Below are 13,989 nucleotides of genomic sequence, written 5' to 3'. Positions count from 1 at the left end.
TTTACCATGACCATCAGCGATGCAACCTATTCCCCTGATGACCTGCGCCGGCTGGTCGAACGCTTCTACGAGCGGGCGCGCGGCGACGACCTTCTGGGCCCGGTTTTCGAGGCGGCGGTCTACGACTGGCCCGAACATTTCGACATGCTGACGACCTTCTGGAGCCTCGTGATGAACGGCCCGCGTCCGGACATGCCGGTGTTCAAGGGCCGGCCCCTGCCCAAGCATCTGGCGCTCCCCCTGCGCGCCGCGCACTTCGACCGTTGGCTCGATCTGTGGGCGGAAACGACAGGCGAGATGTTCGACGCCCCGCGCGCCGAAGCGCTGCGGGAGAAGGCGTGGCGTATCGGTCAATCGTTTCAGGCCGCGCAGGCGATGCAGGAGACGATAAGGCCTTCAAACGAATGGTAGCGTTATCTTCGGATACAGTATATGTTTCAAGTTAAACCTGTTTTTCTCTTTATCGTCAGACATTTAGCCGCACGCCAATTTTGTTGACACGTGTGTGTCCGGCAACCGTTTGTAATCATTCGTCATATTATCGCGGTGCAAAAATCTGCGTCTGACCGCTCTTGCGGCGCACAAATTTTGCGCTAGGGTGGAGAAAATCCCGCTTGAGGTCTGTCGTCCGTCGGCAGGTTTTGTGTGTCCTCAGCCCCGCCTGAAACTGACAGCCTGTCAGACCCGCCCGGTTCCCGCACACGTCCTTAAGCCGCACCGACATATTAGCGCACGAGGCCCCGCGATGACCGACGCCATGATCGATCATGTCAAGCAGAACACCGCCATGCTGGAAGGCTTCCTGACCGACGCGGTCAGGAGCTTCGGCCGAGGCGGCGTATTGTCCAAGATCGAGGCCCTGCGCGCCGATGACGCCGATGTCGACGATCTGAGCGAGTCCGAGGCCGCCCACGCCGCCCGCATCCTGACCTGCCTGTCGACCCTGACCGTCTTGTCCGAGGATGTGGCCAATCTCAAGCGCGTCGAGACCTTTCCCGGCACGCAGGAGGCCATTACCCTGGCCAATGCCGTGGCTCAGGCGCGCGACAAGGGCTATTCGCAGGCCGAGATCGAAGACACCCTGAACGGCATCCTCGCCTCGCCGGTCTTTACCGCTCACCCCACCGAAATGCGCCGCGCCTCGGTGGTGGAGCGCGAATACGACATCACGCAGTTCCTCTCGGCCTATGAGCGTACGACGCGCGCTTCGGACAGGAAGGCGCTGGAAGAAGACCTGTTCCGCGCCGTGGCGCTGCTGTTCAACACCCGCCTCAACCGCCCCGAACGCATCACGGTCGGCGACGAAATCCAGAACTCGCTGGGGGCGGTGCGCCGCGCCATCCTGCCGGCGCTGGTCGAGCTTTATGGCGACTGGAACCGTGAAATCGAGCTGGACGGCGAACTTCCCAGCGTGCTGAAGCTCGGTTCGTGGATCGGCGGCGACCGCGACGGCCACCCGCACGTCGACGACACCACCATGAACTTCGCCTTCCACAATCAGGCGAAGCTGGTGCTCGACTTCTATTTCCAGCAACTCGACAAGCTCGATATCGAACTGACCCTGTCCGAGGAACTGGCGCCGGTCACCGACGCCCTGCTGGAACTGGCGCGCAAGTCGTCGGACACCAATGTCCACCGCGTCGATGAGCCCTATCGCCGCGCGCTGACCTTCATCAAGACGCGGCTGGCCTCGACGTCGCAGGCCATCCTCAAGCTGCCGCATCCGCTGGCTTCACCGCTGGCCGGGGCCTATGAGACGTCGGACAATTTCGTGCGCGACCTGCTGATCATCCGCGATTCGCTGATCGAGTCCGGCGGCAAGCGGCTGGTCGGGCGCACGCTGAAGACCACCATCCAGATCGCCCGCTCCTGCGGTTTCCACCTGCTGTCGCTCGACATGCGTCAGAACTCCGCCATCCATGAGCGGGTCATCGCCGAACTGTTCGCCCAGTCGTCGGAACTGCTCGACTATACCGCCCTGTCGGAGAATGAGCGCGTCTCGGCGCTGGTGGCCGAACTGACCAATGATCGTCTGTTGCGCTGGCCCTTCGCCAAATATTCCGACGAGACGCGCCGCGAACTGCGCATCATCGACGCGGCGGCCGAGGTGATCCGCACCTTCGGGCCCGACGCCATCGGGGCCTATGTGGTGTCGATGGCCAAGTCGGTGTCCGACATCCTGGAGCCGCTGGTGCTGCTGAAACAGGCAGGCCTCGTCTATGGCGGGCCTTCGCCGCACACCATGATTCGCGTTTCGCCGCTGTTTGAGACCATCGAAGACCTTGAGGCCGCGCCGGACATCATGAAGCGCTGGCTCGGCTTACCGGCCATGCGCTCGCTGATGGGGCGTCCGGCGGTGCAGGAGGTCATGCTCGGCTATTCGGATTCGAACAAGGACGGCGGTTACACGGCCTCGCGCTGGAGCCTGCACAAGGCGTCCTCGGCCATCAAGGCGGTGTGCAATCAGAAGGGCGTGGCCCTGCGCCTGTTCCACGGTCGCGGCGGCTCGGTCGGACGCGGTGGCGGGCCGTCGTTCAACGCTATCATGGCTCAGCCCGAAGGCACGGTCGGCGGTCAGATCCGCGTCACCGAACAGGGCGAGATGATCGCGCGCAAGTTCGGCAACAAGACCACGGCGGGCAAGACGCTCGACTCGTTCGCCGCCGCCGTCTTCCTCGCCTCGCTTCCCGTGAAAGAGCGCGACGCGCACCACACCAAGGAGGCGGAGGCCGAGGCCAAGTACGCGCCGCTGATGGACAAGCTGTGTCAGGCCTCGTTCGAAGCCTATCGCGGCCTGGTCTATGACGACCCGCATTTTCTGGAATTCTTCCGTTCGGTGACGCCGATTTCGGAAATTTCCGACCTCAAGATCGGCTCGCGCCCGGCCTCGCGCACCAAGTCGGGCAAGATCGAGGACCTGCGCGCCATTCCATGGGTATTTTCGTGGTCGCAGTCGCGCATGGTGCTGCCGGGCTTCTACGGCTTCAACGCGGCAGTCAAGAAACTGGGCGTGGACGATCAGACCCTGATCGACATGTGTAACGAGTGGGATTTCTTCGAGGTCTTCCTGGCCAATATGGAAATGGCGCTGGCCAAGTCGGACATGGAAATGGCCGCGCTTTATGCAGGTATGGCCACCAATCCGGAAGAAGCGCAGCGCATCTTCGCCACCATCCGTCAGGAGCACGCCGAGATGAGCGATCTGGCCAAGCGTATCCGCAAGGCCGGGACGCTGCTGTCCACGCACGAACAGTTGCGCGGCTCGATCGAGCGTTCCAGCGCCTTGTTGCAGACACTGAACCGCATGCAGGTCAAGCTGCTCAAGAAGCGCCGGGAGGGCAATCAGCACAAGCTGGTCAAGCTGGCCATGCAACTGACGGTCAACGGCATAGCCTCGGCTTTGCGCAATACGGGGTAAGGTTACTCGAAACTGTCACGACTTCCGCCTACCTTTGCCGCGAAGCCTCGATTCTCTATCGTTTTCTTAAGGAAAACCGTTTAGGCCAAAAGCGTAAATCGCGGCTTGACCTGAGGGCGTGCGGGGGTTATGACAGCGCTGTCAAATATTTTTGACGCGCCGTGTCGTCCGCATAAAAACGCCCGCCTCAAAGGCTGGACGCCACCACGCAAAGACCCAGGAACCCTATTGTGAGCCCATCGACCTCCTCCGTTCGTAAACCCGTCTTCGTCCTCGTTGGCGGCACCGGCGATCTGGCCCTGCGCATGTTGTGGCCGTCTCTGGCCATGCTCGATCAGGACGGGTTTCTGGCCAACGATCTGCGCATCGTCTCCGTGGCGCGTGAAGCGGTGGACCGCGCGGCCTTTGTCGAGCGCGTGCGCACCGCCGTGCAAAAGCGCATCGGCGGCGATCTCGAAACCGCCACGCTCGACCGTTTCCTGCCGCGCCTCAGCCATATCGCGCTCGACGCCTCCGACCCGGAATGGGGCGCCAAGCTGAAGGCCGAACTGGGTGAGGTCGATGCGCTGGAGGTCGTCTATTTCCTCTCCGTCTCGCCGTCGCTGTTCAAGCCGATCTGCGAGCATCTGGAAGCCGCCGGCCTGAGCAAGGCCCCGAACCGCGTCATTATCGAAAAGCCGCTGGGCCGCGATCTGCCGTCTTCGAAGGTCATCAACGACTCGGTCGCCCACGCCTTCGATGAAGCGCGCACCTTCCGTATCGACCACTATCTCGGCAAGGAGACGGTGCAGAACCTGCTGGCCCTGCGCTTCGCTAATACCGTGTTCGAGCCCCTGTGGAACGCTCAGTCGATCGACCACGTTCAGGTGACGGTGTCCGAAACCGTCGGCACGGGCGACCGCCTCGGCTATTACGACGATTACGGCGCGCTGCGCGACATGGTGCAGAACCACCTGCTGCAACTGGTCTGCCTGCTGGCCATGGAGCCGCCGTCGAACTTCAATGCCGACGCCCTGCGCGACGAAAAGGTCAAGGTGCTGCGCTCTCTGAAACCTATCACCGCCGAGAACGTGCGCGACGTCACCGCGCGCGGCCAGTACGGTCCGGGCTTTGCCGAAGGCAAGCAGGTCGCCGGTTACGAGGCCGAAAAGGGCTCGCCGTCGAACACCGAAACCTATGTCGCCATCAAGGCCGAGATCGCCAACTGGCGCTGGGCCGGCACGCCCTTCTATCTGCGCACCGGCAAGACCCTGCCGTCGCGCACCACCGAGGTGGTGATCCAGTTCCGGCCGGTGCCGCATTCGATCTTCGGCGCGTCGGCTCAGCCGAACCGTCTGGTCATCCGCCTGCAACCCGACGAAGACATCAAGCTGACGGTGATGAACAAAGCCCCCGGCCTCAGTGCCGACGGGATGCAGCTTCAGCCGCTCGACCTGTCGCTGTCGCTGCAAAGCGCGTTCGACGGGAACGGCGACAAGCCGCCGCGCCGCCGCATCGCCTATGAGCGCCTGATCCTCGACGCGCTGAACGGCAACAACGCCGCCTTCGTCCGCCGTGACGAAGTCGAAGCCGCCTGGGCCTGGGTCGATGGCATTTCGGCCGCGTGGGCCGAAGCCTATCCCAAGCCGCAAATCTATCCCGCCGGGACCAATGGCCCGATGAGCGCCTATATGCTGCTCGACCGCGACAAGCGGGTGTGGAATGACTGAGGCGCTCACCTTCGGTAAGCACGCGGTACGGTCTTTCGCCAGCGCGGCGCAGGCGGAAAAAGCCGTCCTCGCCGCCATCGGTGAGGCGCTGTCCGCCGCCATTGCCGAACGCGGCCGGGCGCTGTGGATCGGGGCAGGGGGCGGCACGCCCAAGCCCGTCTATCAGCAACTCGATACGCTCGACCTGCCGTGGGACAAGGTCATCCTGTCTCAGGTCGATGAGCGCTTCGTGCCCGTCGATGACGCGGCGTCCAACACAAAGATGATGGCCGAAGCCGCCGCGCCGGTGATCGCCAAAGGCATGGTGTTCGAAACCCTGATCCGCGACATCAATGATGCCGGTGCGTCCGCTGAAAAGGCTGAAGCTCTGCTAAGAGGTTTCAACGCCGGCGAAGCGCCCGCATTCGATCTGACCCTGATGGGTATGGGGCCGGACAAGCACTACGCCTCGATCTTCCCCGGCCATCCGATCAACGCCACGGTCTACGACACCGAAACGCTGGTCCTGCCGGTCGAACCGGCGACGGGCGGGACTGAACCCAAGCTTCCGCGCATCACATTGAGCGTGAAGGCCCTCAACGGCTCCCGCCGCATCGTGCTATACATTACCGGTCAGGAAAAGCTTGAGGCGCTGAAAGCCGCCGTCGCCGACCCCGATCCCGGTACTGCGCCCATAGGCGCATTCCTCGCCCAATGCCCCGTGCCCATCGACATCGTCTGGTGTCCGTAAGGGCCGGAAACTCCACAGCGAAACGATAAAAAATGACCACCGAGCTTCATCCCGTCCTCAAATCTGTCACCGATCGCATCATCGAGCGGTCGAAGGCCACGCGCACAGAATATCTGGCGCGCGTCGAGCGTTACAAGTCGCGCGAGCCGCGCCGCAAGAAACTGTCCTGCGCCAATTACGCCCACGTCGCCGCGCCGATGACCGAGGCGGACAAGCTGTCTCTGGCGCTGGACAAGGTGCCGAATATCGGCGTGGTCACCGCCTATAATGACATGCTGTCGGCGCACGCGCCCTATTACCGTTATCCGGAAAAAATACTCGACTACGCCCGTCATTCAGGCGCCACGTCTCAGGTCGCCGGCGGCGTGCCCGCCATGTGCGACGGCGTGACCCAGGGCAAGCCGGGCATGGAGTTGAGCCTGTTCTCCCGCGACGTCATCGCCATGGGCACGGTTATCGCGCTCAGCCACGACGCCTTCGATTCCGCCCTGATGCTGGGCATCTGCGACAAGATCGTGCCGGGTCTGGTGATGGGCGCGCTGGCCTTCGGGCACCTGCCGGTCATCTTCGTGCCGTCGGGTCCGATGTCGTCGGGCCTGCCCAATCCGGAAAAGGCCAGGATTCGCACCCAGTACGCCAAGGGCGAGGTCGGCCGCGACGCGCTGCTGGCTGCCGAAATGGCGTCCTATCACGCCGAAGGCACCTGCACCTTCTACGGCACGGCCAATTCCAACCAGATGCTGATGGAAATCATGGGCCTGCACGTGCCGGGCGCGGCCTTCGTGCCGCCGCGCGGCGAACTGCGCGACGCCCTGACCCGCGCCGCGGTCGAACGCGCCGCCAGGGCCTCGGCCCTGAGCGATGCGCCGGCCTATATGGCCGATGTCATCGACGAACGCGCCATCGTCAACGGCGTGGTGGGCCTTCTGGCCACCGGCGGCTCGACCAATCACGCCCTGCACCTGCCGGCCATGGCGCGCGCGGCGGGCATCATCCTCAAGCCGGAGGATATGAACGATCTGTCGGGCGTCGTGCCGCTGCTGGCGCGCGTCTATCCCAACGGCTCGGCCGATGTGAACCACTTCCACGCCGCGGGCGGCATGGGTTTCGTGATCAAGGAACTGCTATCCGCCGGCCTGCTCCACGCCGACGTCAACACCATCTGGGGCAAGGGTCTGGCCGCCTATGGCAAGGAGCCTACCTTACGCGATGGCGAGCTGGTGTGGATCGACGCCCCGGCGGAAACGCTGGACGCCGACATTCTGCGCCCCGTGACCAATCCCTTCTCGCCCGAAGGGGGCCTGCGCGAACTGACCGGCAATCTCGGCGTGGCGGTGACCAAGATTTCGGCGGTCAAGCCGGAGCATCGCTTCATCGAAGGCCCGTGCGCGGTTTTTGACGATCAGGACGATTTCCTGAAGGCGTTCAAGGAAAATGCGCTCCCGGAAGGCGATTTCATTTGCGTTGTGCGTTTTCAGGGGCCAAAAGCCAATGGTATGCCTGAGTTGCACAGCCTGACGCCCTCGCTGTCGGCCATGCTGGATCAGGGCCGCAAGGTGGCCCTCGTCTCGGATGGACGCATGTCGGGGGCCAGTGGTAAGGTGGCCTCAGCCATACATTTGACCCCAGAAGCCGTTGACGGCGGACCGATCTCAAAACTACGGTCAGGGGATATAGTGCGCGTTGACTGTGAAAACGGGAACCTGAGCTTCATAGGTGATGAAGCGCAATTGATGGCGCGGGAAAGCGCGCCCCGACCGGCGGATGCCAACGGTCTGGGGCGAGAACTGTTCGCGCCGTTCAGGCGTCTGGTCGGCGAAGCCGTCTCGGGCGGTTCCGTTTTCTGGTAAGGTATAATGACGGCGCTTTTTGACAATCAGACCACTTTTTCAGCCTCGTCTCAGGTGTTCAAAGGCCTTGTCGGTGATATCGGCGGAACCAATGCGCGCTTTGCCGTAGCCGAACGCGGCGACGGCCATACCAAGCTGTCGGATTTCAAAAGCTTCGAGACGCACGGCTATAACGATCTCTATGAAGTCATCGGCGACTATCTGAAAGGGCTCGACGCGCGTCCTGAGTTCGACTTCGCCGTGGCCGCCGTGGCCGGCCCGGTGGTGGACGGCAGCATAAAGTTCACCAATCTCGACTGGCTGGTCACCGAAACGGAACTGGCCAGGCATACGGGCGCGCGCAAATCCCGCCTGATCAACGATCTGGCCTCGATCGCCTATTCCCTGCCGCACCTGACCGACGAAGATACCCGGACCATCGGTCCGGTAAAGACCGCCAAGCCGGGGCCGCTGTCGGTCATGGGCGCGGGGACGGGCTTCGGCGCTTCGGTGCTGATCGACGGACCGCACGGTCCCTATTGCCTGTCTACCGAGAGCGGGCACCCGTCCTGGGCGCCGGTCAACGATTTCGAACGCGAAATCCACCGCTTCCTGTCGAAAAAGCACGGCCGGGTGACCATCGAAATGGTCCTGTCGGGTCCGGGCCTCGTCAATCTGTACAGGGCCGTGACCAATGTGCGTGGCGAACCGACGCTGGACCTGACCCCGGCCCAGATCACGCATCTGGACGGTCCTGACGCGCAGGGGTCTCGCTATACGGTGGAAACCTTCCTCGACATTCTGGCCTCCGTCTGCGGCGACCTCGCCCTGTTCCACGGCGCGACGGGCGGCATGTTCATCGCCGGCGGCATCACGCCGAAACTGCTGCGCTATATCGATGAGAGCCGTTTCCGGGCGCGCATGGAGGCCAAGGCCCCGATGACGGCTCTGGTTGAGACCATTCCGTCGCGGGTGATTACCCACGAATGCGCCGCCCTGGTCGGGGCTGCGAACGCCTTGACGGATGCCGAGATAACGGCTTAGTGCCACAGCATAACATCCTCCCCTGTAGCGAAGCGTACGGGGGAGGGGACCACGAAGGGGCGGAGGGGCAGGTTACGCAAAGAACGCCTCCTCCGTCAGCTTCGCTGACACCTCCCCCGCTTTGCAGGGGCGGATAATTAACAAGGAAATGCCATGACCAAGCCGCTCGACGTTCACTCCATCATGACCACCGGACCTGTCCTGCCGGTCATGGTCATCCCTGACATCGAGATGGCCCTGCCTCTGGCCGACGCCCTGATGGCCGGCGGCATCAAGGTGCTGGAAATAACCCTGCGCACCGACTGCGCGCTGGACGCCATCCGCCTGATCGCCAAGGAGCGTCCCGACGCCATCGTCGGCGCGGGCACCCTGCTGACCCCCAGGGACGCCGAAAAGGCCGCTGAAGCCGGCGCCAAGTTCGGCGTGTCGCCGGGCCTGACCAAGACTCTGGCCAAGCAGGATGCTCTGCCGCTGCTGCCGGGCGTTTCCACGGCTTCGGAAGTGATGAAGGCGCTGGAATGGGGCTTCGAGCGTCTGAAGTTCTTCCCGGCGGTGCCTGCCGGCGGCGTGCCCATGCTGAAGGGCATCGGCGGCCCGCTGCCGCAGGTCAAGTTCTGCCCGACCGGCGGCATCGGCCTCAATAATGCAGCCGACTTTCTGGCGCTGGACAATGTCCTGTGCGTCGGGGGCTCGTGGGTTGCGCCGGAAAAGGCGATGAAGGAAGGCCAGTGGGCCGAGATTTCCAGGCTGGCGGCCGAAGCGGTGCAAAAGTTCGCCGGTTAGTAAGACAGATATTCTCATCAGTCAGGTTCAGATACGAAGCATAACGGCGCAGTCTTCTTGACAAGAGGGGCTGCGCCGTTCTTCTTTGGTCTGACCAAAAAGGACACGAAGGGAATCAGGGGATTGGCCGCGCAGCATAAACACCGCACGAAGGGACTTCGGGCATGAGAACACCGAAGGACCGCGGCGTGCCGGGCGCAGGAGGCACCTCGACCATCAACGACGTGGCGCGGCTGGCGGGCGTGTCGATCAAGACCGTCTCGCGCGTTATGAACAACGAACCCAATGTGCGGCCCGAAACGCGGCAGAAGGTTCAGGAAGCCGCCAATCTGCTGCATTACCGTCCGAACCTGCTGGCCCGCTCGCTGGCCGGCTCGCGCAGTTTCCTGATCGGCCTGTTCTACGACAACCCCAACGCCGCCTACATCACCGACATGCAGCGCGGCGTCATTACGCGGGCACGCGAAGAGGGCTATCACCTGCTGATCGAGCCGCAGGACAGCCATGCGCCGGATCTGGTGTCGAAGATTTCGAGCCTGCTGGCCACCATCCGTCTCGACGGCGTCATCCTGACGCCGCCTTTGTGCGACATGGCGGTGGTGCTGCACGCCATCGAAGCCGCGGGCGTGCCCTATGTGCGGGTTTCGCCCTTCCTCAATCCGGGCCGTTCGCCCTGCGTACGCATGGACGAGACCCAGGCCGCCTATGAGATGACCCGGCACCTGATCGGCATGGGGCATAAGGATATCGGCTTTATTATGGGGCACCCCGAACACGGGGGCAGCCATCAACGCTATGAAGGTTTCGTGCGGGGCTTGCGCGAAAGCGGGATTGAGCCGCGTCCGGAATGGATCAAGCAGGGCTATTTCTCCTACGAATCCGGCGTCGAGGCCGGGCGCGCCCTGTTCGCCGAAAAGACCCGGCCGACGGCGGTTTTTTCCTCCAACGACTACATGTCCTTCGGCGTCATGGCGGCGGCTCAGCAGGCCGGTATCCGGGTCCCTGACGAGGTTTCAATCACGGGGTTCGACGATGTGCCGGGCGCGATGCTGGTCTGGCCGCACGTCACCACCATCCGCCAGCCGGTCGAAGCCCTGGCCTATGCCGCCGCCGATATTCTGCTGACGCGGGAAGAGGTCGAAGAGGGGGTATCGCCCGACCGGCTGCTGCCGTTTGCGCTGATCGAACGCCAGTCGGTGCGTAGAGCCTGATTTCGAGGCCAGAGCGAAATGATTTAAAGTGGAAACATCATCTCGCTCTCAGTTTTTGAGTGGTCGCGCAATTTTTCCGAAAAGTGGTGCCCACTTTATCGGATTGCGCTCTAATTTCCGGATTTGAGTAAAAAAAAACCGGCAGTCCGGAAAAACCGGGCTGCCGGATATAAGGCCATTGCCATCTGAATAATGCCAAATCCAGATGACGATTTAAAACCCTGCGGACGCGCGACCGTGAAAAAGGGAAAGAAGTCGCGCTCAGCCAGGATCTTAAACTCGGATTCGAACGGTCGGAGGGACCGTTCAAAAAGGAGCACCAACGGGTAACTCGAATTTGCTTTAATCTGACAGCGCTGTCAAGCATGTTTTTGACATTGCCGGCGATTAAGCGTGTCGATTTTCGGCGCAGACGTGAAAAACCGCGCCGAAATCCTCTTTATGTCAATAATTTAAAGGCGCAGCCCTTTTTGACGGATGAGGTAGTAAAATCGTTTTCACCCGTGCGAATGGCGGGCCTGAGCGCCGCTCGCGACTTGACGCTATCTGATAGCGCTGTCATTAAGTGTGAATGCCAGAGGGGATTTCATGCCCTCAAGCGCTTGGGATACAAATAAAGACCGGCGTTCAAACGCTGCGGGAAGAAGGAAGAGAAGACATGCGGAAATCTTTGAAGGGCGCGCTGAAAGGCGGCGTGTCCGCAGGCCTTTTGCTGACGGCGCTGGCGACTTCGGGCTGCGTCACCATTATCGATAAGAGCGGCACGGCTGAACCCGCCACCGCGGCCCCCGTCGCGGCGGCGGAACCGGCCGAGGTGAGGGTCAATCCGGTATGGCCGACGACCAAGGACGCCGGTCTGATCGACGCCGATGTCGAGGCGAAGATCGACGCCATCATGGCCGACATGACCGTCGAGGAGAAGGTCGGTCAGACCGTGCAGGGCGACATTTCCGCCGTGAAGCCGGAAGACCTGAAAACGTATCCGCTGGGCTCGATCCTCGCCGGCGGCAACTCGTCGCCCGGCGGCAATGAGCGCGCCACGCCGCAGGAATGGCTCGATCTGGCCGACGCCTACTGGCGCGCCTCGCTCGAATATCCGTCGAAGACCCGCATCCCGCTGCTGTTCGGCATCGACGCCGTGCACGGTCACTCGAACCTCGTCGGCGCCATCATCTTCCCGCACAATGTCGGTCTGGGCGCCACGCGCAATCCGCAACTGATGAAGGACATCGCCCGCGTCACCGCCTACGAGATGTCGCTGGCGGGCGTCGACTGGACCTTCGCCCCGACCGTGGCCGTGTCGCGCGACAAGCGCTGGGGCCGCGCCTATGAGTCCTATTCCGAAAACCCCGCCGATGTGGCGGCCTTCGCCGGCAAGGTGGTCGAGGGCCTGCAGGGCGAAAAGGGCGGCGACGAAGGCATCCAGCCGGGTCATATCATGGCCTCGGCCAAGCACTTCCTTGGCGACGGCGGCACGCTGAACGGCAAGGATCAGGGCGACGCCCAGATCAGCGAAGAGGAACTGGCCAACATCCACAATGCCGGTTACCCGCCGTCGATCGAAGCCGGGGCCCTGTCGGTCATGGCGTCGTTTTCGAGCTGGAACGGCGAGAAGCTGACCGGCAGCAAATATCTGCTGACCGACGTGCTCAAGCACCGCATGGGCTTCAACGGCTTCGTCGTTTCCGACTGGAACGCGCAAGGTCAGGTGCCGGGCTGCACCACGGTTTCCTGTCCGCAGGCCTTCAATGCCGGCATCGACATGTTCATGGCCCCGGATTCGTGGAAGGGCATCTACGAGAACACCCTGGCTCAGGTGAAGTCGGGCGAAATCTCGCAAGCGCGCCTCGATGACGCCGTGCGCCGCATTCTGCGCGCCAAGATCAAGGGCGGTCTGTTCACCCTGGGCGCGCCTAAGGATCGCGCGATTGCCGGTCACTGGGAGAATCTGGGCAAGGCCGAAAACCGCGCCGTGGCCCGTCAGGCCGTGCGTGAATCTCTGGTCCTGCTGAAGAACAACGGCTCTCTGCTGCCGGTCAAGGGCGGCGCGAACGTGCTGGTCACCGGTGACGGCGCCGACAATATCGGCAAGCAGTCGGGCGGCTGGACCATTACCTGGCAGGGCACGGGCAATGCCAATTCCGACTTCCCCAACGGTCAGTCGATCTTCGGCGGCATCAGCGAGGCGGTGAAGGCGTCGGGCGGCAAGGCCACCTTGTCGGCCGACGGTACTTATAAGGGCAAGAAGCCGGACGTCGCCATCGTCGTGGTCGGCGAAGACCCCTATGCCGAATTCCAGGGCGACCGTCCGACGCTGGACTATCAGCCGGGCGACCGCAAGGATCTGGCGCTGATCAAGAAGCTCAAAAAGGCCGGCATTCCGGTCGTCACCGTCTTCCTGTCGGGCCGTCCGATGTGGGTGAACCCGGAAATCAACGCGTCGGACGCCTTCGTCGCGGCCTTCCTGCCGGGTACTGAAGGCGGGGGCGTGGCCGACGTGCTGATCGGCGACAAGGCCGGCAAGGCGCGCAACGACTTCAAGGGCAAGCTCAGCTTCTCGTGGCCGAAGACCGCCACCGGTCTGCCGCTCAATGTCGGCACGCCGGGCTACGATCCGCTGTTCGCCTATGGCTACGGCCTGACCTATGCCGATAAGGGCGACCTTCTGCCCCTGTCGGAAGAGGCCGGTCTGAAAGACGCCGGCGTGGTCAATGTCGACACCTATTTCAACGCCGGTCGCGTGCGGGCCCCGTGGAAGTTCTACCTCGCCGATACGGATGGCGCAGTCGAGGGCGATCACGGCACTCTCAAATCGCCCAAGGGCGTGGTCACTCAGGCGACGGTCGATGCCGGGGCTCAGGAAAATGGCCGCCTGCTGACCTTCACCGGTCAGGGCAAGGGCGAAGCCTATTTCGCTGGCGATACGGTTGACCTCAGCCGTCAGACGACGGGTGAACTGGCCATCTCCATCACCTATAAGCTGGATTCGGCGCCGACCGGCCCGGTCATGCTGGCCCTGGGTCGCGACCGCTTCGTCGATCAGCAGGTGGATGTGGCCAAGCTGCTCAAGGCCGACGGTCAGTTCCATACGCTGAAGGTCAAGCTGAACTGCTTCGCGGCGATCGGGCTGAACACGACGCAGATCGGCATGCCCTTCGCGCTGCGTTCCGAACAGCCACTGAAACTGACCTATACGGCGGTGAAGCTGGCCTCCAACGAAGGCGACGCAGTCTGCCCGAAATAGGCTAAGTCATAGGACCGAAAA

General features: G+C 62.8%; 9 protein-coding genes. All 9 read left to right on the top strand.

Annotated elements, in window-relative coordinates; genetic code table 11:
• Positions 1-6: 6 nt before the first annotated feature.
• The 9 genes from LH365_RS12035 (at position 7) to LH365_RS11995 (ending at position 13,968) form a co-directional block, all read left to right on the top strand.
• A complete protein-coding gene (locus tag LH365_RS12035) occupies positions 7-411 on the top strand; it encodes a group III truncated hemoglobin (protein ID WP_226743875.1) in 405 nt (134 codons plus the stop codon).
• Between the two features lie 334 nt (positions 412-745).
• A complete protein-coding gene (gene ppc, locus LH365_RS12030) occupies positions 746-3,418 on the top strand; it encodes a phosphoenolpyruvate carboxylase (protein WP_226743874.1) in 2,673 nt (890 codons plus the stop codon).
• Positions 3,419-3,648: 230 nt separating this feature from the next.
• Positions 3,649-5,127: a glucose-6-phosphate dehydrogenase gene (gene zwf / locus LH365_RS12025; protein WP_226743873.1), complete on the top strand. Its 1,479-nt coding sequence runs from the start codon at positions 3,649-3,651 to the stop codon at positions 5,125-5,127.
• On the top strand, positions 5,120-5,857 hold the full coding sequence (pgl, locus tag LH365_RS12020; RefSeq protein WP_226743872.1) for a 6-phosphogluconolactonase: 738 nt from the start codon (positions 5,120-5,122) through the stop codon (positions 5,855-5,857). Before zwf ends, pgl begins: the two co-directional genes overlap by 8 nt.
• 32 nt (positions 5,858-5,889) lie before the next feature.
• Complete coding sequence (gene edd, locus LH365_RS12015) at positions 5,890-7,707, top strand: phosphogluconate dehydratase (protein ID WP_226743871.1); 1,818 nt, start codon at positions 5,890-5,892, stop codon at positions 7,705-7,707.
• Positions 7,708-7,713: 6 nt separating this feature from the next.
• The gene (locus LH365_RS12010; protein ID WP_226743870.1) at positions 7,714-8,730 is read left to right on the top strand and encodes a glucokinase; all 1,017 of its coding nucleotides are present in this window, start codon (positions 7,714-7,716) and stop codon (positions 8,728-8,730) included.
• Between the two features lie 153 nt (positions 8,731-8,883).
• The gene (locus tag LH365_RS12005; RefSeq protein ID WP_226743869.1) at positions 8,884-9,513 is read left to right on the top strand and encodes a bifunctional 4-hydroxy-2-oxoglutarate aldolase/2-dehydro-3-deoxy-phosphogluconate aldolase; all 630 of its coding nucleotides are present in this window, start codon (positions 8,884-8,886) and stop codon (positions 9,511-9,513) included.
• Between the two features lie 164 nt (positions 9,514-9,677).
• A complete protein-coding gene (locus LH365_RS12000; protein WP_226743868.1) occupies positions 9,678-10,724 on the top strand; it encodes a LacI family DNA-binding transcriptional regulator in 1,047 nt (348 codons plus the stop codon).
• Between the two features lie 658 nt (positions 10,725-11,382).
• Positions 11,383-13,968, top strand: a complete 2,586-nt coding sequence (locus tag LH365_RS11995; protein WP_226743867.1) for an exo 1,3/1,4-beta-D-glucan glucohydrolase — start codon at positions 11,383-11,385, stop codon at positions 13,966-13,968.
• Positions 13,969-13,989 lie beyond the last annotated feature (21 nt).

It is taken from the genome of Asticcacaulis sp. AND118, assembly GCF_020535245.1.
Lineage (GTDB): Bacteria > Pseudomonadota > Alphaproteobacteria > Caulobacterales > Caulobacteraceae > Asticcacaulis.
This window is presented reverse-complemented; position numbering and strand designations above follow the sequence as displayed.